Source organism: Pantoea sp. B270 (genome assembly GCF_018726825.1).
Lineage (GTDB): Bacteria > Pseudomonadota > Gammaproteobacteria > Enterobacterales > Enterobacteriaceae > Pantoea > Pantoea dispersa.
The window spans coordinates 1,973,505-1,998,429 of sequence record NZ_JAHCSX010000001.1 but is presented as its reverse complement, the minus strand read 5'-3'; the positions used below and the strand labels follow the sequence as shown (position 1 = coordinate 1,998,429).

Here is a 24,925-nt window from a genome sequence, read left to right as displayed (position 1 = left end):
GTGACATGACATCAGCTGTCAAAGGCTTAGCGGATATTGCCGATCATCATCGGTGAGCCCGTCTGGTTGCCCACCAGCTCAGCCAGCATGTTGTTGACGCCATCGCTCATCGGGGTGAAGCGGGTCAGCGGCGAGCGCGTCACCACCACAAATACGCCGACGTTGTGCTGTGGCACCATCGCCATGTAGGTGATGAAGCCGCCGCCGCCGCCGGTTTTCTGAATGATGCCCGGATGGCCCGCCTTCGGTGCCATGTAAACCCAGCCCATGCCCAGCGCGTCGGCGCGTCCTGGCACGTCCATGCCTTCCACTTTGGTCAGCTGGTCGCGGCGATAAATCAGCGTTTGCAGCCGATCGATCTGCGGCGTGCGGTGATTCACCGCCGAGTTGAGGAACTGCTGCATCCAGCGTCCCATATCGTCCGGCGTGGAATACACGCCGCCGCTGCCGATGGCTGCCAGCGTGTTATTGCACGGGCTGGCCCCTTTTTCGGCAATCATCAGGCGCTGACACTGGTCCGGTGATGGCGTGAAAGTGGTGTCCTTCATGCCGAGCGGACGCGTCACCAGCTGCTGCAGCAGTGCCGGATAAGGCATACCGGCGGCTTTGGCCAGCGCGTCGCCCAGCAGATCGAAGGCGAGGTTGGAATAGGCTGCCTGCGTGCCTGGCGCGGCTTTTAGCTGCGCACCGCGCAGCCACTGCCAGCGATCCGCTTTGGTTGGCCAGACAAACACCGGACGATGCGGTTTGCCGCCCGGCTGCTCGCGCGGCAGGCTGCTGGTGTGGGTGGCGAGATTGATCAGCCGAATCGGCTGGCCGTTGTAAGTCGGTACGCGGGCACCTGGCGGCGCGTATTTGCTCAGTGGATCGTCAAGGCGAATCTGGCCGCGCTCAGCCATCTTTACCATCACTTCGCTGGTCATCAGTTTGCTCAGCGAGGCGATACGGATCAGTGAGTCCTGCTGTGGGCGCACATTATTGCCGGGACGGGTTTCGCCAAAGCTGGCGAACACGCGCTGGTTACCGTCAATTGCCACCAGCGCCATGCCGGTTGCACCACTGCCATAGAAAATATGCTCGGCATAGCGATCAACAATCTGCGAGGCCAGCAGCGGATCGGGCGATACCTGCGCCGCGCTGGTAAAGGGCAGCACGGCAACCATTAAGGCCAGTAAAAAAGGAGTACGTTTTTTCAACGGGAAAGCGTCCGCTATAGGAATCGGAGGAAAACCTATAGTAATCAGTTTGCGCAAAGCGGGAAGGGGGCGGGGCGGATTTTTTTCTGTATCAGGCTGTGAAATAAAACGGCCCTCTCCCGGCAGCGGGAAAGGGCCAGACACTCAGGCAGGTTTAAGCAGCGATTCGGCGTGGCTCACCACGTTCTCGACGGTAAAGCCAAAGGCCGGGAACAGCTTGCCGGCTGGCGCCGATTCGCCGAAGGTGGTCATGCCGACAATTTTGCCGTCGATGCCGACGTATTTGTACCAGTAGTCGGCAATACCGGCTTCAACCGCCACGCGCGCGCGCACGGTGGAAGGCAGCACCGATTCACGATAGGCCACGTCCTGTTTATCAAACACGTCAGTGCTCGGCAGCGACACCACGCGCACCTTGTGGCCGTCGGCGCTGAGTTTCGCTTCGGCGCCCAGCGTGATCTCCACTTCGGAACCGGTGGCAATCAGGATGACGTCCGGCGTGCCGTCACAATCCTTAAGAATGTAGCCACCGCGCGCGATGTTCTCTACCTGTTGCGCGCTGCGCTCCGGCTGCAGCAGGTTCTGACGCGACAGAATCAGCGCGGTCGGACCGTGATGGCGCTCAATCGCCGCTTTCCATGCCACGGCGGTCTCGACCTGATCGCATGGTCGCCAGGTGCTGAAGTTTGGCGTCACGCGCAGGCTGGCCAGCTGTTCAACCGGCTGGTGCGTCGGGCCATCTTCGCCCAGACCAATTGAGTCGTGGGTGTAGACCATAATCTGGCGCGCTTTCATCAGGGCGGCCATGCGCGCTGCGTTACGCGCGTATTCGACGAACATCAGGAAGGTGGCGGTATAAGGCACAAAGCCACCGTGATGCGCGATACCGTTGGCAATGGCCGTCATGCCAAATTCGCGTACGCCGTAATGAATGTAGTTACCGGCGTGATCCTCTTTGATCGGCTTCGAGCCGGACCAGATAGTGAGGTTGCTGGGCGCGAGGTCGGCGGAACCGCCGAGGAACTCTGGCAGCAGTTTACCGAAGGCTTCCAGCGTGTTCTGTGAAGCTTTGCGGCTGGCGATTTTCTGCGGGTTAGCCTGCAGATCGCGAATGAACTGGCTGGTTTTGTTTTCCCAGTCAGCCGGCATTTCGCCCTTCAGGCGGCGGCTGAATTCGTCTGCCAGCTGCGGATGCGCTTGCTGATAAGCCGTGAACTTCTCTTCCCAGGATTTCTCCTGCGCGGCCCCGGCTTCTCTGGCATCCCACTGCTGATAAATATCCTGCGGGATTTCGAACGGACCGTAGTTCCAGCCGAGCTGTTTACGCGTCAGCGCCACTTCTTCTTCGCCCAGCGCGGCCCCGTGCGACTCCTCTTTGCCGGCCTTGTTTGGCGAGCCAAAGCCGATCACCGTGCGGCAGATAATCAGCGAAGGCTTGTCGGTGACGCTTTGCGCTTCTTTGATGGCCGCCGCGATGGCGTCCGGATCGTGGCCGTCGATGCCTTCGGCGCTGCCCACCACGTGCCAGTTATAAGCTTCAAAACGCTTGTGGGTGTCGTCGGTAAACCAGCCTTCGGTTTCGCCGTCGATGGAGATACCGTTGTGATCGTAGAAGCCAATCAGTTTGCCGAGGCCCAGCGTGCCGGCCAGCGAACAGACTTCGTGCGAGATGCCTTCCATCAGACAGCCGTCGCCCATAAATACATAGGTAAAGTGGTCGACGATATCGTGGCCCGGCTGGTTGAACTGGGCCGCCAGCGTGCGCTCGGCAATCGCCAGACCAACGGCGTTGGCCAGCCCCTGGCCGAGCGGGCCGGTGGTGGTTTCAACGCCCGGCGTATAGCCAATTTCCGGGTGGCCCGGCGTTTTTGAGTGCAGCTGGCGGAAGTTTTTCAGCTCTTCCAGCGGCAGATCATAGCCGGTGAGATGCAGCAGGCTATACAGCAGCATCGAGCCGTGCCCGTTAGACAGAATGAAGCGATCGCGATCCGCCCAGGCCGGGTTGGTCGGGTTGTGCTTCAGGAAGTCGCGCCACAGCACTTCGGCGATATCAGCCATGCCCATCGGCATACCTGGGTGGCCGGAATTTGCTTTTTGTACCGCATCCATGCTCAGGGCGCGGATCGCGTTAGCCAACTCTCTGCGTGAAGACATAGGGTTCTCCCTTGTAATTGGGCAAAAGCGGACGGGCCGCAACCCGTCCGGCAGAAGGTGAGTTCAGGATTACAGGCGGGCGGCCAGCACGTCTTCCAGCTTCTGCTGGTCGACGGCAAACTGGCGGATACCGTCGGACAGTTTCTCCACGGCCATCGCATCCTGGTTATGCTCCCAGCGGAACTCCGCTTCGGAGAGCGGTGCCGGCTGGTGGAAGCCCTCGGTTGATGGCTCCAGTTTGCGCTCCACCGGCGCTTCGCTGTTGGCCAGTTCTTCCAGCAGGTTCGGGGAGATGGTCAGGCGATCGCAGCCGGCCAGCGCCACAATCTGCTCCACTTTACGGAAGCTGGCACCCATGATGACAGTGTTGTAACGGTGCTTTTTGTAGTAGTCGTAAATACGACGCACCGATTTAACGCCCGGGTCTTCGTCGACCACATACGGGTCGAGCGGTTTGCGCGTGTTGTACCAGTCGTAGATTCGGCCGACAAACGGCGAAATCAGGAACACGCCGGCTTCGGCACAGGCGCGCGCCTGGGCGAAGGAGAACAGCAGCGTCAGGTTACAGTTGATGCCGTTCTTCTCCAGCTCTTCCGCCGCTTTGATGCCTTCCCAGGTGGACGCCAGTTTGATCAGAATACGTGAGCGGTCGATGCCGTTCTCTTCATACAGGCGGACCAGTTTCTCCGCTTTGGTCACACACATGCCACGATCGAAAGAGAGGCGCGCATCCACTTCGGTCGAAACACGGCCCGGTACGCTTTTCAGAATTTCCATACCGAGGTTGATCGCCACTTTATCGCTGGCGTTGATGATTTGCGTCTCTTTGCTGCCGCCCTGTTTTTTCGCGTACTCAATGGCGTCATCAATCAGGTGTTTGTAAGCGTCGAGGCCGGCAGCTTTGAGGATCAGGGATGGGTTAGTGGTGGCATCTTCCGGATGGTAATGGCGAATGGATTCGATATCGCCGCTGTCCGCCACCACGGTGGTGAACTGTTTTAATGCATCTAGCTGGTTCATCGCTTAACTCCTTGATTAGCAATAATGTGGGCAAAACAGGCACCCGGGCAGTCATCGTCTTAGGTGCGCCCTTATCGGGCAAGGGAGGTTCCACACAGTGCAACAGACGCCGGATGAAGAAAATGCGTTTTCTCTGATTGTGACGTCGGGGCGCGTTTCTGATAGTCAGGCCTGCCTGATCGGTTCAGCTCAGCGTTTTGCCACCCTTAAGCATAGCAGGCTGTCCCAAAGCCGCAGGCGAAGCCGTGGCAATCCGTGCCCTGGCGACTGTGCGTTCTTTGAGCGCCTTCACCCTCTTTTGCGCCGCGCGTTCTTATACTGAGGGCTTTTCAGCCGTGCAAAAGGATGTCTGATGGACGATCAACTGAAGCAAAGCGCGCTCGATTTTCACCAATATCCCACCCCCGGAAAAATTCAGGTGTCACCCACTAAGCCGCTGGCGACGCAGCGCGATCTGGCACTGGCCTATTCCCCCGGTGTGGCGGCACCCTGTCTGGAAATTGCCGCCGATCCGCTGGCCGCGCACAAATACACCGCGCGCGGCAATCTGGTGGCGGTGATCTCCAACGGCACGGCGGTGCTGGGGCTTGGTAATATTGGCGCGCTGGCCGGCAAGCCAGTGATGGAAGGCAAGGGCGTGCTGTTCAAAAAGTTTGCCGGCATTGATGTGTTCGACATCGAAATCGACGAGCACGACCCGGATAAGCTGATTGAGGTGATCGCCGCGCTGGAACCGACGTTCGGCGGCATCAACCTTGAGGACATTAAAGCGCCGGAGTGTTTTTACATTGAGCAGCAGCTGCGGCAGCGCATGCAGATTCCGGTGTTTCATGACGATCAGCACGGCACCGCCATCATCTGTACCGCGGCAGTGCTTAACGGCCTGAGCATCGTGAATAAGGCGATTGCCGACGTGCGGCTGGTGGTGTCGGGCGCCGGCGCGTCAGCCATTGCCTGCCTCAATCTGCTGGTGGCGCTTGGCATGCAGCAGAAAAATATCGTGGTGTGTGATTCAAAAGGGGTGATTTACCGCGATCGCGAAGCGGACATGACGCCGACCAAAGCCGCCTATGCCGTGGAAGATAGCGGGGCGCGCACGCTGGATGAGGTAATTGGCGGCGCGGATATTTTTCTCGGCTGCTCCGGTCCGAAAGCGCTGACGCCAGAGATGGTGCAGAAGATGGCACCAAATCCGCTGATTCTGGCGCTGGCCAATCCGGAGCCGGAGATTATGCCGCCGCTGGCGAAGCAGGTGCGGCCGGATGCGATTATCTGCACCGGGCGCTCGGATTTCCCCAATCAGGTGAATAACGTGCTGTGCTTCCCGTTCATCTTCCGCGGCGCGCTGGACGTGGGTGCCACCGCCATCAACGAAGAGATGAAGCTGGCGGCGGTACATGCGATTGCCGCTCTGGCGCAGGCGGAACAGAGCGACGTGGTAGCGTCCGCTTACGACGATCAGGATCTGAGCTTTGGCCCGGAATACCTGATTCCCAAACCGTTCGATCCGCGTTTGATTGTGCAGATAGCCCCGGCCGTCGCCAGAGCGGCGATGGATTCCGGCGTGGCGACGCGACCGATTGCTGACTTTGACGCCTACCGCGAGCAGCTCACCGAGTTCGTGTATAAAACCAATCTGTTCATGAAGCCGATCTTCTCGCAGGCGCGCAAAGCGCCGCAGCGCGTGGTGCTGGCGGAAGGCGAAGAGGTGCGGGTGCTGCACGCCACTCAGGAGCTGGTGTCGCTCGGGCTGGCGAAGCCGATACTGATTGGTCGTCCCAACGTGATTGCCATGCGTTTGCAGAAGCAGGGGCTGAAAATCGAAGCCGGGCGTGATTTTGAGATTGTGAACAACGAATCCGACCCGCGCTTTAAGGAGTACTGGAATGAATATTATCAGCTGATGAAGCGGCGCGGCGTCACGCCGGAAACCGCCCAGCGCGCGGTGATTGGCAATCCCACGCTGATCGGCGCCATCATGGTGCATCGTGGCGAAGCGGACGCGATGATTTGCGGTACCATCGGCGACTACCGTGAACATTATGACGTGGTGGAGAAGGTGTTTGGCTTCCGCGATGACGTCAAGGTCGCCGGGGCGATGAACGCGCTGCTGCTGCCGAGCGGTAACACCTTTATTGCCGATACCTATGTGAATGAGGATCCCAGCGCTGAGCAGCTGGCGGATATCACGCTGCTGGCGGCAGAAACCGTGCGGCGTTTCGGCATCGAACCGCGCGTGGCGCTGCTGTCGCACTCCAGTTTCGGCACTTCGAACGCACCCGGCGCGCGGAAGATGCGCGAGGCGCTGGCGCTGATTCAGCAGCGAGCGCCAGAGCTGGAGATTGACGGCGAGATGCACGGCGATGCAGCGCTGGTGGAGAGTATTCGTCGCGAGCTGATGCCGGACAGCCCGCTGAAAGGTACCGCCAATCTGCTGATCATGCCGAACGTTGAGGCCGCACGCATCAGCTACAACCTGCTGCGCGTGTCCTGTTCGGAAGGGGTGACGGTGGGGCCGGTACTGATGGGCATCCGCAAGCCGGTGCATGTGCTGACGCGCATCGCCTCGGTGCGACGCATTGTTAACATGGTGGCGCTGGCGGTGGTGGAGGCGCAGACCGAGCCGTTGTGAGCGGCAAGCTGGCCTGATACCCGGTCGCCCTGAAGGGCGACCCTACGGGGGCGCGTTTTATCGGGTTATTCCGCAGGGTGCGCATGAATGCGCACCTGGCTTATTTTTCCAGCCCCAGCCAGTCCTGCACCGGCAGGAAATCGCGGGTCAGCGCGGCTTCCGGGGAGTCGTCGGCGGGTTGATAATCATATTCCCAGCGCACCAGCGGCGGCATCGACATCAGAATCGATTCGGTGCGACCGCCGGTCTGCAAACCGAACAGCGTGCCGCGATCCCACACCAGATTGAACTCAACGTAGCGGCCACGGCGGTAAAGCTGGAACTGACGCTCGCGCTCGCCCCAAGCCAGTTCTTTGCGCTTCGCTACAATCGGCTGGTAGGCCTGCAAGAAGCCGTTGCCGACCGCCTGCATGAAATCAAAGCAGTGGTCAAAATCCGGCGTATTCAAATCATCAAAAAACAGGCCGCCAATGCCGCGCTGCTCGTTGCGGTGTTTCAGGTAGAAGTAGTCGTCACACCACTTTTTGTAGCGCGCATAGACATCATCGCCAAACGGCTGGCACAGATCGAACGCGGTCTGATGCCAGTGCCGGGCATCCTCTGTGAAACCGTAGTAAGGAGTGAGATCGAAACCGCCACCAAACCACCAGACCGGATCGGCGCCCGGCTTTTCGGCAATGAAAAAGCGCACGTTGGCGTGGCTGGTTGGCACATACGGATTTTCCGGGTGTACCACCAGCGACACGCCCATCGCTTCGAAGCTGCGACCTGCCAGCTCCGGGCGGTGCGCGGTGGCTGACGCGGGCATCTGCTCGCCATACACATGGGAGAAATTAACCCCAGCCTGCTCGAACACCTTGCCATTACGCAGCACGCGGCTGCGTCCGCCGCCGCCGCCGGGGCGTTGCCAGGTGTCTTCGGCAAAGCTGGCGCTGCCGTCTTCCGCCGCCAGACCGGCGCAAATGTCATCCTGCAGCGCCAGCAGATAGGCTTTGACGCGCGAAATATCGGGATTGCTCATGGCTCACTCATTGCAAAAATTTGCCGCGATTCTAGCACAAAACGCTATCAGGCCTGGCGACGATCGTACTCATCAAAGTAATTGACGATACCGTCAGCAATCGCCCGGGCAATTTTCTGGCGAAACGCCGTGGTGCCCAACAGCTGCTCTTCACGCGGGTTGGTGATAAACGAGGTTTCCACCAGCACCGACGGAATGGACGGGGATTTTAGCACCGCGAACGCCGCCTGCTCGGTGTGCTGGCTGTGCAGGTGATGCACCGGGCGAATCTGATCCAGCACGTGTTTACCCAGCGTCAGGCTGTTGCGGATGGTATCGGTCTGCACCAGGTCGAACAGGATCTGGTTAAGATAATTATCTTTTTCCTGCACCGCCGCGCCGCCCACTTTATCGGCGTCGTTTTCGCGCTGCGACATATAGCGCGCCATGGCGCTGCTGGCACCGCGATTGGAGAGGGCAAACACGGATGCCCCGTTGGCTTCCGGGCTGGTGTAGCCGTCGGCGTGAATCGACATAAACAGGTTGGCGCCGTGCTGATGCGCAATCTCCACGCGCTGGTAGAGCGGAATGAAGTGGTCGCTGTCGCGCGTCAGCCGCACTTCCACCTTCGGGTGGTTCTGCAGCAGCGTACGCACGGTGTTGGCGATCTCCAGTACGATGTGCTTCTCTTCTGAGCCTTCCTGACCCACCGCGCCAGAATCAATGCCGCCGTGACCGGGATCGATCATCACGATGCGCTTGCCGCTGGTGGCCGGTTTCGGCGGTGTATGGCGTGCGCTGACGGGCACTGCCGCGCGCGTTTCCTGCGCCTGGACCGCGCGCGGCGACAGCACCGCCAGCGCCAGGCCGGAGAGGATCAGCTGGCGGCGATTGGTCAGGCGCCGCAACAGTGAAATCTTGTTCATTAACATGTCCCTGAGAGTAAACCTGCCCCGTGTTATAGCTTAAGCGCCGTCCGGCGGCGACTGCCGAACCATTTCAGGACATTACTTTGTATTTCAGGCCGCGAATCGCTATTTAGCCGTTTTTTTCAGCCGTTGCGCCCTGCGAGGGTTGCGCCTGGCAAAGAATGCGTGATAATCAGCGAATTGTGCCTCATTGCAGGGTAACGCCGATGGAAATCCGCTCCTTCCGCCAGGAAGATTTTGAAGAAGTCATTACGCTCTGGGAGCGTTGCGATCTGTTACGGCCGTGGAACGATCCGGAACTCGACATCGAACGCAAAATGAACCATGACCCGGAGCTGTTTCTGGTGGCTGAAGTAGGCGGCGAGGTCGTGGGCACGCTGATGGGCGGCTACGATGGTCATCGCGGCTCCGCCTACTATCTGGCGGTGCATCCTGATTATCAGGGCCGGGGATTTGCCAATGCGCTGATGAACAGGCTGGAGAAAAAGCTGATTGCGCGCGGCTGCCCGAAAATCCATCTGATGGTGCGCGAAGAGAACGATCAGGTGGTGGCTTTCTACGAGAAGCTGGATTACGAGCCGGTCGACTCGCTGCTGCTGGGCAAACGCCTGATTGAAGACCGTGAATATTGATTCCACGCGGCGCGCGGCCGGGTTTCTGCCCGCCATGCAGCACAGCGAATAAACTTTTTGCCGGTTTGCGACTCCAACAGGCAAGCCAGTCGGCACAAAAGAAAGGAGTTTGCATGAAAGTTGTTCGTCCCGCCCTGCTGGTCAGCGCCCTGGTGCTGGCCGGTTGCGCCAGTTCCGGTTCCTCTTCCCCTGCCAGCACCAGCGAAAGTCACTGGTACAATCCGCTCAGCTATCACTGGTCGGCGCTCAATCCGTTCAGCTGGTTTGGCAGTTCGCTCACCGTCACCGAGCAGGGCGTCGCCGGGCTGAACAGCAACACGGCAATGTCGGAGTCCGCCATTAGCGCCGCGCTGAACAATGATTATCAGCTGCGTCAGGGCATGCGCACGCAGAACGGGCAGGTAGTGGATTTCTGGCAGGCGCTGGATGACGGTAAGGTTAAGCTGGTGATTAATGGCCAGCGTAGCGTCGAGCGCATTGAAGTGCTCGATAGCGATGCGCGCAGCGCCGACGGCAGTAAAATCGGTGATGCGTTCAGCGATAAATTCAGCAAAGCGTTTGATAATTGCAAAATGGTTGCCGGGCTGGATGTGCGCGATGTTGAGTGCCGCGCGCCGGGTAGTCAGCATATCGCCTATATCTACAGCGGCGAGTGGCACGGTCCGACCGGGCTGATGCCGTCAGATGATACGTTAAAAAGCTGGAAAATCAGTAAGATCGTCTGGCAGCGTTAACTGGCGAAAAAATTGCGTTAACGCATCTTCTGCGCAGGGCTTTCCGGTATGATACCGGCGAAAAAACGCCGTTAACTTTTATGCCGGAGAGCATTGTCATGTCTCAGTTTCAGAGCGGAATCCTGCTGGAGCACCGCCGTTTCGCCATTTGGCTGGAAGCCCGCGCCACCGGCGACCTCGCTGCGCTGCGCCAGGGTTGCCACGCCTTTCTGCAACAGCTGGCTGCGCTACAGCAGCAATTCCCGGACGCCGGTCTCGGTGCGGTCATCGCCTTTGGTGATGCGCTGTGGCGCGATCTGCAGGGCACCGACTCAGCTCCCGAACTCAAAGCTTTCACGCCGCTCGGCAAAGGTGCCGCACCGGCGACGCAGCGCGATCTGTTGATCCATATTCAGTCACTGCGTCACGACGTGAACTTTTCGCTGGCGCAGGCGGCGCTGACGGCGTTTGCCGGCGCGGTCGCCATTGAAGAAGAGACGCACGGTTTCCGCTGGGTCGAAGATCGCGATCTTTCCGGTTTTGTTGATGGTACCGAAAATCCGCAGGGCGAGGCGCGCCAGCAGGTGGCGATCATTGCTGACGGCCCGGATGCCGGCGGCAGCTACGTGTTTACCCAGCGCTGGGAGCACAACCTGCCGCAGTTCAACCGGCTGGCGATTGATAAGCAGGAAGCGATTATTGGCCGCACCAAACAGGACAATGAAGAGCTGCCGGGCGATCAGCGGCTGGCGACGTCGCACCTGAGCCGCGTGGATTTGAAAGAAGCGGGCAAAGGCCTGAAGATTCTGCGCCAGAGCCTGCCGTACGGCACCGCCAGCGGTCGCCATGGCCTCTATTTTATTTCGTACTGTCATCGCCTGTATAACATTGAGCAGCAGCTGCTGAGCATGTTTGGCGAGCGCGACGGCAAGATGGATGCCATGTTACGGTTCACCAAACCGGTGAGCGGCAGCTACTTCTTTGCCCCTTCGCTGACGGCGCTGCAGGCGCTGTCACGTTAATTCCCAGCGTTTTACCGGTGCGCCGCCGTGCGCACCACATCTCCGCTTGACGCGGCTCAGTTAATCCCGCCCTGCGCATAAACTCTGCCGCTGGCTTATGCCTTTTTAGACTTTGAAATCCCTAAACGATATATAAAACCGTTACAGCTTTCGCCAGAGTTATAAATACACTGACAGCATCTAATGGCATAGGCTCGAACTCCATTTCTCAGGGTGCAGCATGACACGTTCGGTTTCGAAAAAATGGCTTGGCGGTATAGCGCTGTCGCTGAGTTTAGCGGGCGCGGCACAGGCAACAGAGCTGCTCAATAGCTCTTACGATGTGTCACGTGAACTGTTTGTTGCCCTGAATGCGCCGTTTGAACAGCAGTGGGACGCGGCGCACCCTGACGACAAGCTGACCATTAAACAGTCACATGCGGGCTCCTCAAAACAGGCGCTGGCCATTCTGCAGGGGCTGCGTGCCGATGTCGTGACCTATAATCAGGTGACCGATGTGCAGGTGCTGCACGACAAAGGCAACCTGATCCCGGCCGACTGGCAGAGTCGTCTGCCCAACAGCAGCTCACCGTTTTATTCCACCATGGCCTTCCTGGTGCGCAAGGGGAATCCAAAGCAGATTCACGACTGGGCCGATCTGGCGCGCGATAACGTGAAGCTGATTTTCCCGAATCCGAAAACCTCCGGTAACGGCCGTTACACCTATCTGGCCGCGTGGGGCGCTGCCGACCAGGCGGACGGCAAAGACCAGGCCAAAACCGAAGCGTTTATGACCAGGTTCCTGAAAAACGTTGAAGTGTTCGATACCGGCGGCCGTGGTGCCACCACCACCTTTGCCGAGCGCGGCCTGGGTGATGTGCTGATCAGCTTTGAATCGGAAGTGAACAATATCCGTAACCAGTACGGTAAAGACCAATACGAAGTGATTGTGCCGAAAACCAATATTCTCGCTGAATTCCCGGTCGCGTGGGTCGATAAGAACGTCGAACACAACGGCACGGCGGAAGCGGCGAAAGCCTATCTTAACTACCTCTACACGCCGCAGGCGCAGAAAATCATCACCGGCTTTTACTATCGCGTGAATAACCCGCAGCTGATGGCGGAGCAGAAAGATCGCTTCCCGCAGACTGCGCTGTTCAATGTTAATGACGCGTTTGGCGGCTGGCCGCAGGTGATGAAAACCCACTTCGCCAGCGGCGGTGAGCTGGATAAATTACTGGCAGCGGGGCGCGGCTGATGTTGGCTTCTGCACAGAAACGCGTTCTGCCCGGTTTTGGTCTCAGCCTCGGCACCAGCCTGCTGTTTACCTGCCTGATTCTGCTGCTGCCGATCAGCGCGCTGATCATGCAGTTGTCGCAGATGACGCTGGCGCAGTACTGGCAGGTGATCAGCAATCCGCAACTGGTGGCGGCGTATAAAGTCACGCTGCTGTCAGCGGGCGTGGCCTCGCTGTTTAACGCGGTGTTTGGCATGCTGATGGCGTGGATTCTGACCCGCTATCGCTTTCCCGGCCGTACGCTGCTGGATGGCCTGATGGACCTGCCGTTTGCGCTGCCGACGGCGGTGGCCGGCCTGACGCTGGCCGGACTGTTTTCGGTTAACGGCTGGTACGGTCAGTGGCTGGCGCATTTTGATATCAAAGTGTCTTACACCTGGCTCGGTATCGCGGTGGCGATGGCGTTCACCAGCATTCCGTTTGTGGTGCGTACCGTGCAGCCGGTGCTGGAAGAGTTAGGCCCGGAGTATGAGGAAGCGGCGGAAACCCTCGGTGCCACGCCGTGGCAGAGTTTCCGGCGCGTGGTGCTGCCGGAAGTCGCGCCGGCGCTGCTGGCCGGGACCGCGCTGTCGTTTACCCGCAGCCTCGGTGAATTTGGCGCGGTGATCTTTATCGCCGGTAACATCGCCTGGAAAACTGAAGTGACCTCGCTGATGATTTTTGTTCGCCTGCAGGAGTTTGATTATCCGGCCGCCAGCGCCATCGCTTCGGTGATCCTCGCGGCGTCGTTGCTGCTGCTGTTTGCGATTAACACTCTGCAGAGCCGCTTTGGCCGCCGTCTGGGAGGTCACTGATGGCTGAGATTTCACAGATCAATCATGCCGAGCGTCAGCCGGTGAACTGGGGCAAATGGCTGCTGATCGGCATTGGCGTGCTGGTATCGATTGGCCTGCTGGTGGTGCCGATGATCTCCATCTTCTGGGAGGCGCTGGGACAGGGCATCGGCAAGGCTTTTAGCAACCTGCAGGATGGTGACATGCTGCATGCTATCTGGCTGACGGTGCTGGTGGCGCTGATTACCGTGCCGGTAAACCTGGTGTTCGGCACGCTGCTGGCCTGGCTGGTGACGCGCTTCACTTTCCCCGGTCGCCAGCTGCTGCTGACGCTGTTTGATATTCCGTTTGCCGTGTCGCCGGTGGTGGCCGGTCTGATGTATCTGCTGTTCTGGGGCGTGAACGGCCCGGCTGGCGGCTGGCTTGATGCGCACAACATCCAGGTGATGTTTGCCTGGCCGGGTATGGTGCTGGCGACGATTTTCGTTACCTGTCCGTTTGTGGTGCGCGAGCTGGTGCCGGTGATGCTGAGCCAGGGCAGCCACGAAGATGAAGCCGCCGTGCTGCTGGGCGCGTCTGGCTGGCAGATGTTCCGCCGCGTGACGCTGCCAAATATCCGCTGGGCGCTGCTGTACGGCGTGGTACTGACCAACGCGCGCGCCATCGGCGAATTTGGTGCGGTATCGGTAGTGTCCGGCTCGATTCGCGGCGAAACCTATACCTTACCTTTACAGGTGGAATTACTGCATCAGGATTACAACACCGTGGGCGCTTTTACCGCCGCCGCGCTGCTAACCCTGATGGCAATTGTGACGCTGTTTCTGAAAAGCGTGGTGCAGTGGCGATTAGAGCATCAGCAGAAGCGCCAACAGGAGGAAAATCATGAGCATTGAGATTAAACACATTAATAAAGCATTTGGCCGCACGCCGGTGCTGAACGATATCTCTCTGGATATTCCTTCCGGCAAGATGGTGGCGCTGCTCGGACCGTCCGGTTCAGGTAAAACCACGCTGCTGCGCATTATCGCCGGGCTGGAGCACCAGAACAGCGGGCAGATCCATTTTCATGGCAAAGACGTCAGCCGCACGCACGCACGCGATCGTCAGGTCGGCTTTGTGTTTCAGCACTATGCGCTGTTCCGCCATATGACGGTGTTCGACAACATCGCCTTTGGTCTGACGGTGCTGCCGCGCCGCGAGCGTCCGAACAGCGCCGAAATTAAGCAGCGCGTTACCCGTCTGCTGGAGATGGTACAGCTGGCACATCTGGCCAACCGTTACCCGGCTCAGCTCTCCGGTGGACAGAAACAGCGCGTGGCGCTGGCGCGTGCGCTGGCGGTTGAGCCGCAGATTCTGCTGCTGGACGAACCCTTTGGCGCGCTGGATGCCCAGGTGCGTAAAGAGCTACGCCGCTGGCTGCGTCAGCTGCATGAAGAGCTGAAATTTACCAGCGTGTTTGTGACCCACGACCAGGAAGAAGCGATGGAAGTGGCGGATAGCGTGGTGGTAATGAGTCAGGGCAATATTGAGCAGGTGGGCGCACCGGATGACGTGTGGCGTGAGCCCGCGACCCGCTTCGTGCTGGAGTTCCTCGGCGAAGTGAACCGCTTTGACGGCGGAGTGCACGGCTCGCAGTTCCATGTGGGCGCGCATCGCTGGCCGCTGGGCTATACGCCAGCGCATCAGGGCGACGTGGAGCTGTTCCTGCGTCCGTGGGAAGTGGACGTGTCACGCCAGAGTAGCCTGGAGACGCCGTTACCGGTGCAGGTGCTGGAAATCAGTCCGCGTGGCCACTTCTGGCAGCTGGTGGTTCAGCCCGTCGGCTGGCAAAGCGAGCCAATCTCGGTGGTATTCGCCGGTGAACAGACGGCGCCGATCCGCGGCGAACGGCTGTTTGTTGGTCTGCAACAGGCACGTATCTACCAGGGCACCACGCCGCTGCGACCGGTTGCCTTTGCCGAAAGCGCCTGATATTTTTGTCACTCCTTCGGGCGGGATTTTCCCGCCCGATTTATTTGTACTCCTTTCGGCTGGAATGACACCGTGACCACTCTGGAAAACACCATCGGCAATACGCCGCTGATTAAGTTGCAGCGCCTGACGCCGGATAACGGCAGCGAAATCTGGCTCAAGCTGGAAGGCAACAATCCGGCAGGTTCGGTGAAAGATCGCGCGGCCTGGTCGATGATCCACCACGCTGAGTTGCGGGGTGAAATCCAGCCCGGCGACACCCTGATCGAAGCCACCAGCGGCAATACCGGCATTGCGCTGGCGATGATTGCCGCGCTGAAAGGCTACCGGTTACGCCTGCTGATGCCGGAGAACATGAGCCAGGAGCGTCAGGATGCGATGCGCGCCTACGGGGCTGAGCTGGTTTTGGTGACCCGCGAGCAGGGCATGGAGGGCGCACGCGATCTGGCGCAGGCCATGGCGCAGCGCGGTGAAGGCAAAGTGCTGGATCAGTTTAATAATCCCGACAACCCGCTCGGCCATTATCTCACCACCGGTCCGGAGATCTGGCAGCAAAGCCACGGTCGTATGACACATTTTGTCTCCAGCATGGGCACCACCGGCACCATCAGCGGCGTCGGGCGCTATCTGAAAGAGTTTGCTCCGGCGGTGAAAGTGATTGGTTTGCAGCCGCAGGAGGGCAGCAGTATTCCCGGTATTCGTCGCTGGCCGGCGGCCTATCTGCCGGGGATTTTTCGTCCGGAACTGGTGGATGAAGTGATAGATATGGCGCAGCAGGAGGCGGAAGAGACCATGCGCGCGCTGGCGCAGCGCGAAGGCATTTTCTGCGGCGTCAGTTCAGGTGGGTCAGTGGCTGGCGCATTGCGCATTGCGACGGCGCAGCCGGGCAGTGTGATTGTCGCCATTGTCTGCGATCGCGGCGATCGCTATCTTTCCACCGGTGTTTTTCACCGCTAGTTCCCCCCGCCTGTTTCTGGCTTCGTGCGCCCTGTGACGCGGCGTACGGGCCATTTTTGTCTATAGTCTCCCTAAGCATGTTCTGACGCGGTCACTGTAAGGATCGCGTAAAACTGGCTGCTTTCCCGCGGCACTCAGGACAAAATAGCGGCAATTTTGTACGAGAGAAAAAGATGAAAATCCTGCTTGTTGATGATGATGTTGAACTTGGCACCATGCTGAGCCAGTACCTGATTGCCGAAGGTTTTGAAACCCAGCTGGTGCTGACCGGCAGCGCCGGGATTGAAGGGGCGTTATCCGGACACTACACCGCGATGATTCTCGACATCATGCTGCCGGATATGAGCGGTATTGATGTGCTGCGTCAGGTGCGGCAGAACAGCCGCCTGCCGGTGATTATGCTGACGGCGAAGGGCGACAATATCGACCGCGTTATCGGCCTGGAGATGGGCGCGGATGACTACGTGCCCAAACCCTGCTATCCGCGCGAGCTGGTGGCGCGTCTGCGCGCGGTGCTGCGTCGCTTTGAAGATCAGGCACCGGTGCCGGACAAGAAAGAGGTCCTGCGCTGGGGCGATCTCAGCCTGAACCCGGCCACGCGTATCACGGAGTGGCAGGGCAAAGCTTTTGATCTCACCGCGTCTGAGTTCAATCTGCTGGATCTGCTGCTGCGCGCACCGGACCGCGTGGTGTCCAAAGATGAGCTGTCGGAGAAGGGGCTGGGCCGACCGCGTGAAGCTTACGATCGCAGCGTGGATGTGCACATCAGCAACATCCGCCAGAAGCTGGCTGCGCTGACCGCAGACAGCGTGAATATTGAAACCGTGCGCAGCATTGGTTATCGCATTCGATGAAACACAGCTACCGTGGTCGCATGTTCTGGAAGATCCTGCTGGGCTTCTGGATTGTGTTTGTGATTATCAGCCAGCTGCTGTGGCTGGGCTTTACCTTGTCAGGAAACCGTCACGAGCCGCCGGAGATTGTGGCGGTACGTCGAATCGTTAATCTGCAAATGGCTTCGGCGGTGTCGGTACTGGAGCGCGGCGGCCCCAGCTCGCTTGACGATATGATGGCCGACTGGGAGCCGAACGATCGCCAGTTTTTCTCGGTGATTCAGCACGCCAGACCGGCCACTACGCCGGACAATGCGCCGCCGGAGACCTTTAATCAGCCGTTTCACGGGCCGTTTCCGCAGGTGATTGTGCGCTGGGTGAAGGGCGCTGACGGTAAAGAGTACGAACTGCGCTATGACGTCAAAGGACTGCGCGAAGACAGTTCAATGGGCGGCGGAGGCCCGCGTCGTATTCTGAATATCCCCGAGCCGATGTTTACCTTTGCCGGCGCGCTGGGGCTGCTGTTCAGTCTGCTGCTGGCGTGGAACCTGACGCGACCAATGCGTCAGCTGCGGGAGGGGTTTGCCCGCGTGTCGCGCGGTGATTTGTCGGTGCGGCTCTATCCGGTGATGCGTCGACGCCATGATGAGCTGTCGATTGTGGCCCAGGATTTTGATGCGATGGTGGAGCGGCTGGATACGCTGGTGAAAGCGCGCGAGGAGCTGCTGCACGATATCTCCCACGAGCTGCGCTCCCCGCTGGCGCGCCTGCAGTTAGCCACCGGTCTGGCGCGTCAGACGCCGGAGTCGGTAGCCTCCTCACTGAATCGCATCGACGAGGAGGCGCGCCGTCTGGATAAGATGATCGGCGAACTGCTGACGCTGTCGCGCGCTGAGCATGAGAGCATGCCTGGCGAGCAGTATTTTGACCTGACCGGTCTGCTGCATGCGGTGGTAACCGATGTGCGCTACGAAGCGCAGATCCCCGGTGTGCACGTAGATTTTCTGGTGGATGAGAACGCGGATTACACCGTGCGCGGTAATGCTGAGCTGATCCGCCGCGGCGTGGAGAATGTGCTGCGCAACGCGCTGCGTTTCTCGCATCAGGGGCAGCATATCAGCGTGCAGTTGCAGGCGGAGAATCAGTGGCTGGCAATTCGCGTGCGCGATCAGGGGCCGGGCGTGGATGATGAGAAGCTGTCGAGTATCTTCGATCCGTTCGTTCGGGTGAATTCACCGCTAATGGGCAAAGGCTACGGGCTGGGGCTGTCGATCGTGCGCAAAGTGGTTCTGGCCCATCACGGCGAAGTTCAGGCGGTGAACCGTCCGGAAGGCGGGCTGGAAGTGACGCTGCGGCTGCCGCGCTGGAAGCAGGCGTAAATCATCACGTCAGGCGCAGGCGGTCAGGACGACCAGACAGATCGCAAAGACGGCATAAACCGTCCCTGGGCCTCGGCCCGCGCCATCCATGGCGCGGGACGCTTTGCTCCTCTGCCCGGTCGTCCTGCCCTCAAACAGGCACGGTGCGCTTTGCCAGAAGCGCTCGCCTGCAAATCATTCATCAGCGTGTGAAGCAAACAAAAACGGCACCCATTGGGTGCCGTTTTCACGCAATCAGCGCGGTTTACTTCCTGATGCGGATAACCGGCGTTTCGCCCACGGTAACCTGACCGGAGAGTTTCACCAGGTCTTTGATCTCATCCATATTCGAGATCACGACCGGGGTCAGCGTGGATTTAGCTTTCTCTTCCAGCAGCGGCAGATCAAACTCGATCACCACATCGCCTTTTTTCACTTTCTGGCCTTCTTCAGCGATGCGTTTGAAGCCTTCACCTTTCAGTTCTACCGTGTCGATACCGAAGTGCACGAACAGTTCGATGCCGTTATCAGACTCGATAGAAAACGCGTGGTTGGTTTCGAAAATCTTGCCGATAGTGCCATCCACTGGTGCAACCATTTTGTTGCCAGTAGGTTTGATGGCGATACCATCACCGACGATTTTCTCTGCGAATACCACATCAGGTACGTCTTCGATATTCACGATTTCGCCTGACAGAGGCGCAACGATATCGATAGTCCCTGACGCGCTCTCTGATTTATCGCCAAAAAGTTTAGAAAACAAACCCATGATCTTCTCCTAAGCAGTAATTTGGGGCCAGCGTCTCGTGGATCAGCAGAGCGTTTTTTCTTTGATGAACTTGTTCACCAGGTTCATCAAATCTTCCGCTGTGGGTTGAGCCAGAGCCTGCTCTGCCAGTGCCTTCGCATCTTCGAAATTGGTATTGCGAATGATCTTCTTGATGCTTGGGATTGAAATGGCACTCATGCTGAATTCGTCCAGCCCCATTCCCAGTAACAGTAGTGTAGCACGTTCATCACCAGCCAGCTCACCACACATGCCGGTCCATTTCCCTTCGGCATGTGATGCGTCGATCACTTGCTTGATGAGGCCCAGTACAGATGGCGTCATTGGGTTATAGAGGTGTGAAATCAAATCATTACCACGATCGACCGCCAGAGTATACTGCGTCAGGTCATTTGTCCCAATACTAAAGAAGTCGACTTCTTTCGCCAGATGGCGGGCAATCACTGCGGAAGCCGGGGTTTCCACCATGATGCCCACTTCAATGGACTCATCAAAGGCTTTACCTTCTTCACGCAGTTGTGCCTTCAGCATCTCCAGCTCAGCCTTCAGGAAGCGCACTTCTTCAACCGAAATGATCATCGGGAACATGATGCGCAGTTTGCCGAAGGAAGACGCACGCAGAATGGCGCGCAGCTGGGCATGCAGAATCTCTTTGCGGTCCATAGCGATACGAATCGCACGCCAGCCGAGGAACGGGTTCTCTTCTTTTGGCAGGTTCATGTACGGCAGATCTTTGTCGCCGCCGATGTCCATGGTGCGCACGATCACGGCCTGGGAACCCATCGCTTCCGCCACGGCTTTGTAAGCCTGGAACTGCTCTTCTTCGCTTGGCAGCGAATCGCGGTCCATGAACAGGAATTCAGTACGGTAAAGACCAACACCTTCCGCGCCGTTGCGCTCAGCACCGGCGACATCACGCACGGTACCGATGTTGGCGCACACTTCAACCTGATGGCCGTCCAGCGTAATCGCTGGCAGATCTTTCAGTTTCGCCAGCTCGTGCTTCTCAGACAGATACTGCGTCTGAATCGCTTTCAGCTCTTCCTGCACGTCGTCGGTCGGATTGACGTAAATCTTGTTGTTCACGCCATCGATAATCAGGAAATCACCGTTTTTCACGGTAGCGGTCACGTTGCCGGTGCCGACGATCGCAGGCAGCTCCAGCGAACGCGCCATGATCGAGGTGTGGGAAGTACGGCCACCCAGATCGGTAATAAAGCCCAGCACCTTTTTCAGGTTCAGCTGTGCGGTTTCAGATGGCGTCAGATCTTTCGCCACCAGAATGGATTCGTCAGCAATGGCGCTCAGGTCAACGATATGCAGACCCAGAATGTTCTGCAGCAGACGCTTGCCGATGTCTCGTACGTCAGCCGCGCGCTCTTTCAGATATTCGTCGTCGAGCTCTTCCAGCGCTTTCGCCTGGCCGTCAACCACAGAGTGGGCAGCGGCGTCAGCGGTTACGTGATCTTTTTTAATCAGGTCGATGATTTCCTGCTCAAGCTCTTCGTCTTCGAGCAGCATGATGTGACCTTCAAAGATCGCCGCTTTCTCTTCACCGAAGGTTTCACCGGCTTTCACACGGATGGCTTCAAGCTGCCCGGCTGCTTTGCTGCGACCGTCGAGGAAGCGCTGAACTTCCTGCTCAACCTGGTCGTCAGTAATCTTTTTACGGCTGATGACGATCTCGTCTTCCTTCAACAGCAGTGCTTTGCCGAAAGCGATACCCGGTGATGCTAAAATGCCTGAAATCATAACCCTACCTTTTAATCACGATGGCTCATTGACCCAATGCGTTGCCACTGTCGCGGAGCAGTACTCTAAGGAAGCAATAACGCGGACAGGTTGTCCGCGATCAACATAATTGCACTCAATGGGGCAAAGGAGTCGGTTTAATGGCTTGCCGGAACGGAATTACTCCAGTTCAGCCATCAGTTTGACCAGATGCTCAACCGCCTGCTGCTCGTCTTCACCTTCTGCAGAAAGCGTAACAACCGTACCCTGAGTCAGACCCAGAGTCTGCAGTTTGAACAGGCTTTTCGCGCTGGCAGATTTGCCGTTAGAAGTAACAGTGATTTCAGACTGGAAAGCCTTCGCTTCTTTCACGAACTGAGCTGCAGGACGGGTATGGAGGCCGTTAGGTGCGGTAATGGTAACTTCTTGCTGGAACATTCTATTTCCCCAACTTTATCAGGTTTGGTGTTATGGATCTAAAGTCTAGCCTGGAGCCGTAACTTTAGCCTGTGTAGGTGCGCTGGTACGGCATCACGCTGACCAAAAAATGCGCTTGAATGAAAAAGTCATTTTTTCGATGACGGATCAAAACTGCTGCAATACGTCACTCTGTTGATTATGCCGTGATTCGCCGTTTCACCAAATCAGTAAATCGATTCAGCTTGATCCACTTCAAAGGCAGATTAATTTCAGGCACCGAAATAATTGGCTGCTTAAATACCAGAGCCGCATCACTGAAATCAATCTGCCCGGTGGTAAAAGTGAGATCTGCGCCACAAAAAAGCACCCATTTGGGTGCTTTTTTCATCATTTTCAGACTCTGGCGTTTACTGTTGCAGCTCTTTTTCGGTGAACAGATCGGCAAACAGTGCGGTACTGAGATAGCGTTCGCCGGAAGAGGGCAGAATCACCACAATATTTTTATTGGCGAAGGCTTCATCTTCCTGCAGCTTAAGGGCAGCCGCCACCGCTGCACCGGAAGAGATACCGGCCAGAATGCCTTCCTCTTCCATCAGCTGACGCGCGGTGCTGATCGCTTCTTCATTGGTGATGGCCACCACGCGGTCAATCAGTTTCAGGTCAAGGTTACCCGGAATAAAACCGGCACCGATGCCCTGAATCTTATGCGGACCCGGTTTGATCTCTTCTCCCGCCAGCGCCTGCGCGATGACCGGGGAATCCGTAGGCTCAACAGCCACGGTGATCAAATCCTGCTTGCCTTTGGTGTTCTTGATGTAGCGGCTCACGCCGGTCAGCGTACCGCCGGTGCCCACGCCGGCAATGAAGACATCTACGGCGCCGTCAGTGTCTTCCCAGATCTCCGGGCCAGTGGTCTTCTCGTGAATCTCCGGGTTAGCTGGGTTGCTGAACTGCTGCAGCAGCACATATTTGTCCGGATCGCTGGCAACAATCTCTTCTGCCCTGGCGATGGCACCCTTCATGCCTTTTGACCCTTCGGTCAGCACCAGATTGGCGCCCAGCGCTTTCAGCAGCTTGCGACGTTCAATCGACATGGTCTCAGGCATGGTCAGCGTCAGCTTGTAGCCGCGCGCAGCGGCGACATAGGCCAGCGCAATGCCGGTGTTGCCGCTGGTTGGCTCTACCAGCTCAACGCCCGGTTTCAGAATACCGCGTTTTTCTGCGTCCCAAATCATATTGGCACCGATACGGCATTTAACGCTGAAGCTCGGGTTACGCGACTCGACCTTCGCCAGAATGCGTCCATTACCGATGCGGTTCAGTCGAACCAGCGGCGTATGACCAATTGTCAGAGAGTTGTCTTCATAGATCTTACTCATAGCCCGTCCTTAACTGTATGAAATATTGGGAACCCTCAGAGCATACCTGTTCTGACCCCCGGCGGAAGGAAAGAAATCGTATATCTATATAGCCTGCGACCATAAGCCTGATGCAAAAATGCATAAGGCTTTTTGATGCATTATAGATGACGCGCATGCTGGCTGCGGTAGCGATCGACCCACATGGCGGTCGCGCCGCATACCGCGACCGGCATGATGGCGAGATTGAGGATCGGAATCATGGTGAACAGACTGACCAGCGCGCCAAACTGCATATTGGCGGTTTTATGCTGACGCAGCGCGTTACGCATCTGAGGAAAACTGACTTTGTGGTTGTCGAACGGATAGTCGCAATATTGTATCGATAGCATCCAGGCGCTAAACAGAAACCACAACACCGGCGCCACGGTCTGGCCAAAGCCGGGGATAAAATAGAGCAGCAGCAGGCCCAGTGCGCGCGGCAAATAGTAGCCGAGCTTCTGTAACTCGCGCTTCATGATGCGCGGGATGTCTTTCATCATGCCGAGCCAGCCACTGTCCGGCAGGGGTTTTCCGGTCAGACGTCCTTCCAGCTGCTCCGCCAACAGGCCGCAAAATGGCGCGGCAATCCAGTTGGCGATGGTGGAGAAGAAATAGCTGAATACCAGTACAATCGAAATTACCGACAGCGGCCACAGCAGATAGCTCAGCCACTGCAGCCAGTCCGGCACGTGCGACATCAGCTGTGGAATCCACTGGCCGAGGCGCTGAAACAGCCAGATAAACGCACCGCCCAGCAGCACAATGTTTACCAGCAGCGGGATGATGACGTAGCGGCGGATACCGGGCAGACGCACCAGTTTCCAGCCCTGGGCAAAATAATGAATACCATTCATGGATGAGACCGAATTCTCAGCGGGCATAGCGAGCCTTTCTCCTTTATGTAGCGGCGCCAACATCATAACCTGGCTTTTTATCGGTGACAGGCGCACTTTGCGCGAAAAAACAGCAAAAAAGCGTGGGGCAGCTATCTTATTTGTCAGAAAATACTGCACAGACTTGCACTTGTGTAGCTGGGCAAATACAGTTAGAGGATAAAGTTTGCCGTGGTGGCAAGGTATTGGAACAACAGAGAATACAATGATGCAGGATTTGCGTCTGATATTAATCGTTGTTGGCGCGATCGCCATAATAGCGCTGCTTCTTCACGGACTGTGGACCAGCCGTAAAGAGCGCTCTTCCGTGTTTCGCGATCGCCCGCACAAACGTCTGAAACAGCGTGAAGAAGCGGATGACGATGATCTGCTGAACAGCGAAGACGATGGCGTCGGCGAAGTACGCGTGCGTCGTCAGCGTGATGCCGAAGACGAGCCACAGTTCGATGCGCCGGTCACCAAACCTGCTGCTCCGCGTGCGCCGGAACCGGTGCGTCAGCCGTTCCCACGCCAGGAAACGCCGTTAAGCGGCGATCCGCTGCTGGACGATGCGCCGGTACGTCAGCCTGCACCTGCGCCACAACCGCAGGCGCCGGTGGCGCAGCCTGTGCCGCAGCCACAACCGATTCAGGCCGATCCGCTGCTGGATAATGAACCGCTGTCCGTCACCCAGCCGGCTCCGGAGTTTACTGCCGCCGAGCCTGAGGTTAAACAACCTGAACCTGCGCCTGTGCAGGAAGCTGCACCGCAACCGCAACCGCAGCCCGCTGCGCCGGGTAGTAAAAAAGAAGCGGTGCTGGTGTTGCACGTTGCCGCGCATGCCGGTGGCGCACTGAACGGTGAAGCGCTGCTGCAGGGCATTCTGCAGGCCGGCTTCCAGTTTGGTGAAATGAACATTTTCCATCGCCATCTCAGCCCGGCCGGCAGCGGTCCGGTGCTGTTCAGCCTGGCAAACATGGTTAAACCGGGTTCGTTCAATCCGGATGAAATGGGCGATTTCACCACGCCCGGCGTCTCGATCTTTATGATGGTGCCGTCCTACGGTGACGCCAATCAGAACTTTAAGCTGATGCTGCAATCGGCACAGCGCATCGCCGATGATGTCGGTGGCGTGGTGCTGGATGATGAGCGTCGCATGATGACACCACAAAAGCTGGAAACGTATAAAGCACGCATCCGCGAGGTTATTGGCTAAGCGCCGCCAGCAGTATCACCCTTTAACTAAATA

The 24,925-nt window shown here is 58.0% G+C and carries 23 protein-coding genes; 12 read left to right on the top strand and 11 right to left on the bottom strand.

Annotated elements, in window-relative coordinates; all coding sequences use genetic code 11:
• Window positions 1-26: 26 nt before the first annotated feature.
• The 3 genes from ampH to tal all read right to left on the bottom strand — a co-directional run bounded on the left by ampH (window position 27) and on the right by tal (window position 4,370).
• Window positions 27-1,196, bottom strand: coding sequence for a D-alanyl-D-alanine-carboxypeptidase/endopeptidase AmpH (ampH, locus tag KOL70_RS09610; RefSeq protein ID WP_031279806.1), 1,170 nt, complete (start codon window positions 1,194-1,196; stop codon window positions 27-29).
• 144 nt (window positions 1,197-1,340) lie between these two features.
• Window positions 1,341-3,350, bottom strand: a complete 2,010-nt coding sequence (gene tkt / locus KOL70_RS09605) for a transketolase (protein WP_031279807.1) — start codon at window positions 3,348-3,350, stop codon at window positions 1,341-1,343.
• Between the two features lie 69 nt (window positions 3,351-3,419).
• Window positions 3,420-4,370, bottom strand: coding sequence for a transaldolase (tal, locus tag KOL70_RS09600; protein ID WP_021508067.1), 951 nt, complete (start codon window positions 4,368-4,370; stop codon window positions 3,420-3,422).
• Between the two features lie 352 nt (window positions 4,371-4,722).
• Here tal and maeB point away from each other — a divergent pair, with 352 nt between their 5' ends.
• Window positions 4,723-7,002: an NADP-dependent oxaloacetate-decarboxylating malate dehydrogenase gene (gene maeB, locus KOL70_RS09595; protein WP_058775684.1), complete on the top strand. Its 2,280-nt coding sequence runs from the start codon at window positions 4,723-4,725 to the stop codon at window positions 7,000-7,002.
• Between the two features lie 100 nt (window positions 7,003-7,102).
• Here the strand turns inward: maeB and hemF are convergent, their stop codons facing one another.
• Window positions 7,103-8,023: an oxygen-dependent coproporphyrinogen oxidase gene (gene hemF, locus KOL70_RS09590; protein ID WP_215480577.1), complete on the bottom strand. Its 921-nt coding sequence runs from the start codon at window positions 8,021-8,023 to the stop codon at window positions 7,103-7,105.
• A 47-nt stretch (window positions 8,024-8,070) separates the two neighbouring features.
• Window positions 8,071-8,928: an N-acetylmuramoyl-L-alanine amidase AmiA gene (gene amiA, locus KOL70_RS09585; protein ID WP_021508070.1), complete on the bottom strand. Its 858-nt coding sequence runs from the start codon at window positions 8,926-8,928 to the stop codon at window positions 8,071-8,073.
• A 209-nt stretch (window positions 8,929-9,137) separates the two neighbouring features.
• Here amiA and KOL70_RS09580 point away from each other — a divergent pair, with 209 nt between their 5' ends.
• The 10 genes from KOL70_RS09580 (at window position 9,138) to KOL70_RS09535 (ending at window position 18,487) form a co-directional block, all read left to right on the top strand.
• Complete coding sequence (locus tag KOL70_RS09580) at window positions 9,138-9,563, top strand: GNAT family acetyltransferase (protein ID WP_021508071.1); 426 nt, start codon at window positions 9,138-9,140, stop codon at window positions 9,561-9,563.
• Between the two features lie 113 nt (window positions 9,564-9,676).
• A complete protein-coding gene (locus KOL70_RS09575; RefSeq protein WP_058758347.1) occupies window positions 9,677-10,297 on the top strand; it encodes an RpoE-regulated lipoprotein in 621 nt (206 codons plus the stop codon).
• A 98-nt stretch (window positions 10,298-10,395) separates the two neighbouring features.
• Entirely contained in the window at window positions 10,396-11,298 is a 903-nt protein-coding gene (locus KOL70_RS09570; RefSeq protein WP_215480576.1) for a Dyp-type peroxidase, read from the top strand.
• A gap of 220 nt (window positions 11,299-11,518) precedes the next feature.
• Window positions 11,519-12,535 (top strand): sulfate ABC transporter substrate-binding protein, encoded by a 1,017-nt coding sequence (locus tag KOL70_RS09565; protein WP_141496617.1) that lies wholly within the window; start codon window positions 11,519-11,521, stop codon window positions 12,533-12,535.
• Complete coding sequence (gene cysT / locus KOL70_RS09560; protein ID WP_021508075.1) at window positions 12,535-13,368, top strand: sulfate/thiosulfate ABC transporter permease CysT; 834 nt, start codon at window positions 12,535-12,537, stop codon at window positions 13,366-13,368. Before KOL70_RS09565 ends, cysT begins: the two co-directional genes overlap by 1 nt.
• Window positions 13,368-14,240, top strand: coding sequence for a sulfate/thiosulfate ABC transporter permease CysW (gene cysW, locus KOL70_RS09555; RefSeq protein ID WP_104094123.1), 873 nt, complete (start codon window positions 13,368-13,370; stop codon window positions 14,238-14,240). The genes cysT and cysW overlap by 1 nt, the downstream gene beginning before the upstream one ends.
• Window positions 14,230-15,318, top strand: coding sequence for a sulfate/thiosulfate ABC transporter ATP-binding protein CysA (cysA, locus tag KOL70_RS09550; RefSeq protein WP_215480575.1), 1,089 nt, complete (start codon window positions 14,230-14,232; stop codon window positions 15,316-15,318). Before cysW ends, cysA begins: the two co-directional genes overlap by 11 nt.
• Window positions 15,319-15,390: 72 nt before the next feature.
• Window positions 15,391-16,275 carry a cysteine synthase CysM gene (cysM, locus tag KOL70_RS09545; protein ID WP_215480574.1) on the top strand — a complete coding sequence of 295 codons (885 nt, stop codon included), beginning with the start codon at window positions 15,391-15,393 and terminating at the stop codon, window positions 16,273-16,275.
• A 173-nt stretch (window positions 16,276-16,448) separates the two neighbouring features.
• Window positions 16,449-17,129: a response regulator transcription factor gene (locus KOL70_RS09540; RefSeq protein WP_021508079.1), complete on the top strand. Its 681-nt coding sequence runs from the start codon at window positions 16,449-16,451 to the stop codon at window positions 17,127-17,129.
• Window positions 17,126-18,487, top strand: coding sequence for an ATP-binding protein (locus KOL70_RS09535; RefSeq protein ID WP_021508080.1), 1,362 nt, complete (start codon window positions 17,126-17,128; stop codon window positions 18,485-18,487). The genes KOL70_RS09540 and KOL70_RS09535 overlap by 4 nt, the downstream gene beginning before the upstream one ends.
• 244 nt (window positions 18,488-18,731) lie before the next feature.
• Here KOL70_RS09535 and crr read toward each other — a convergent pair whose 3' ends face one another.
• The 6 genes from crr to cysZ all read right to left on the bottom strand — a co-directional run bounded on the left by crr (window position 18,732) and on the right by cysZ (window position 23,685).
• The gene (gene crr / locus KOL70_RS09530) at window positions 18,732-19,235 is read right to left on the bottom strand and encodes a PTS glucose transporter subunit IIA (RefSeq protein WP_010617547.1); all 504 of its coding nucleotides are present in this window, start codon (window positions 19,233-19,235) and stop codon (window positions 18,732-18,734) included.
• A 42-nt stretch (window positions 19,236-19,277) separates the two neighbouring features.
• On the bottom strand, window positions 19,278-21,005 hold the full coding sequence (gene ptsI / locus KOL70_RS09525; protein WP_125309124.1) for a phosphoenolpyruvate-protein phosphotransferase PtsI: 1,728 nt from the start codon (window positions 21,003-21,005) through the stop codon (window positions 19,278-19,280).
• A 159-nt stretch (window positions 21,006-21,164) separates the two neighbouring features.
• Window positions 21,165-21,422, bottom strand: a complete 258-nt coding sequence (gene ptsH / locus KOL70_RS09520) for a phosphocarrier protein Hpr (protein ID WP_007889063.1) — start codon at window positions 21,420-21,422, stop codon at window positions 21,165-21,167.
• Between the two features lie 178 nt (window positions 21,423-21,600).
• Complete coding sequence (locus KOL70_RS09515) at window positions 21,601-21,795, bottom strand: hypothetical protein (RefSeq protein WP_021508082.1); 195 nt, start codon at window positions 21,793-21,795, stop codon at window positions 21,601-21,603.
• 16 nt (window positions 21,796-21,811) lie between these two features.
• Window positions 21,812-22,783, bottom strand: coding sequence for a cysteine synthase A (cysK, locus tag KOL70_RS09510; protein ID WP_215480573.1), 972 nt, complete (start codon window positions 22,781-22,783; stop codon window positions 21,812-21,814).
• A gap of 140 nt (window positions 22,784-22,923) precedes the next feature.
• Window positions 22,924-23,685, bottom strand: a complete 762-nt coding sequence (gene cysZ, locus KOL70_RS09505) for a sulfate transporter CysZ (RefSeq protein ID WP_127834407.1) — start codon at window positions 23,683-23,685, stop codon at window positions 22,924-22,926.
• Between the two features lie 217 nt (window positions 23,686-23,902).
• On the opposite strand from cysZ, the gene zipA reads away from it, so the two are divergent.
• Window positions 23,903-24,892 (top strand): cell division protein ZipA, encoded by a 990-nt coding sequence (gene zipA / locus KOL70_RS09500; protein WP_215480572.1) that lies wholly within the window; start codon window positions 23,903-23,905, stop codon window positions 24,890-24,892.
• Window positions 24,893-24,925 lie beyond the last annotated feature (33 nt).

What these genes read in the sequence shown, in the direction of transcription:
- tkt (WP_031279807.1), bottom strand. Translation starts at nt 3,350, where the DNA reads ATGTCTTCACGCAGAGAGTTGGCTAACGCGATCCGCGCCCTGAGCATG.
- tal (WP_021508067.1), bottom strand. Translation starts at nt 4,370, where the DNA reads ATGAACCAGCTAGATGCATTAAAACAGTTCACCACCGTGGTGGCGGAC.
- maeB (WP_058775684.1), top strand. Translation starts at nt 4,723, where the DNA reads ATGGACGATCAACTGAAGCAAAGCGCGCTCGATTTTCACCAATATCCC.
- hemF (WP_215480577.1), bottom strand. Translation starts at nt 8,023, where the DNA reads ATGAGCAATCCCGATATTTCGCGCGTCAAAGCCTATCTGCTGGCGCTG.
- amiA (WP_021508070.1), bottom strand. Translation starts at nt 8,928, where the DNA reads ATGAACAAGATTTCACTGTTGCGGCGCCTGACCAATCGCCGCCAGCTG.
- KOL70_RS09580 (WP_021508071.1), top strand. Translation starts at nt 9,138, where the DNA reads ATGGAAATCCGCTCCTTCCGCCAGGAAGATTTTGAAGAAGTCATTACG.
- KOL70_RS09575 (WP_058758347.1), top strand. Translation starts at nt 9,677, where the DNA reads ATGAAAGTTGTTCGTCCCGCCCTGCTGGTCAGCGCCCTGGTGCTGGCC.
- KOL70_RS09570 (WP_215480576.1), top strand. Translation starts at nt 10,396, where the DNA reads ATGTCTCAGTTTCAGAGCGGAATCCTGCTGGAGCACCGCCGTTTCGCC.
- KOL70_RS09565 (WP_141496617.1), top strand. Translation starts at nt 11,519, where the DNA reads ATGACACGTTCGGTTTCGAAAAAATGGCTTGGCGGTATAGCGCTGTCG.
- cysT (WP_021508075.1), top strand. Translation starts at nt 12,535, where the DNA reads ATGTTGGCTTCTGCACAGAAACGCGTTCTGCCCGGTTTTGGTCTCAGC.
- cysW (WP_104094123.1), top strand. Translation starts at nt 13,368, where the DNA reads ATGGCTGAGATTTCACAGATCAATCATGCCGAGCGTCAGCCGGTGAAC.
- cysA (WP_215480575.1), top strand. Translation starts at nt 14,230, where the DNA reads ATGAGCATTGAGATTAAACACATTAATAAAGCATTTGGCCGCACGCCG.
- KOL70_RS09540 (WP_021508079.1), top strand. Translation starts at nt 16,449, where the DNA reads ATGAAAATCCTGCTTGTTGATGATGATGTTGAACTTGGCACCATGCTG.
- KOL70_RS09535 (WP_021508080.1), top strand. Translation starts at nt 17,126, where the DNA reads ATGAAACACAGCTACCGTGGTCGCATGTTCTGGAAGATCCTGCTGGGC.
- crr (WP_010617547.1), bottom strand. Translation starts at nt 19,235, where the DNA reads ATGGGTTTGTTTTCTAAACTTTTTGGCGATAAATCAGAGAGCGCGTCA.
- ptsI (WP_125309124.1), bottom strand. Translation starts at nt 21,005, where the DNA reads ATGATTTCAGGCATTTTAGCATCACCGGGTATCGCTTTCGGCAAAGCA.
- ptsH (WP_007889063.1), bottom strand. Translation starts at nt 21,422, where the DNA reads ATGTTCCAGCAAGAAGTTACCATTACCGCACCTAACGGCCTCCATACC.
- KOL70_RS09515 (WP_021508082.1), bottom strand. Translation starts at nt 21,795, where the DNA reads ATGATGAAAAAAGCACCCAAATGGGTGCTTTTTTGTGGCGCAGATCTC.
- cysK (WP_215480573.1), bottom strand. Translation starts at nt 22,783, where the DNA reads ATGAGTAAGATCTATGAAGACAACTCTCTGACAATTGGTCATACGCCG.
- cysZ (WP_127834407.1), bottom strand. Translation starts at nt 23,685, where the DNA reads ATGCCCGCTGAGAATTCGGTCTCATCCATGAATGGTATTCATTATTTT.
- zipA (WP_215480572.1), top strand. Translation starts at nt 23,903, where the DNA reads ATGATGCAGGATTTGCGTCTGATATTAATCGTTGTTGGCGCGATCGCC.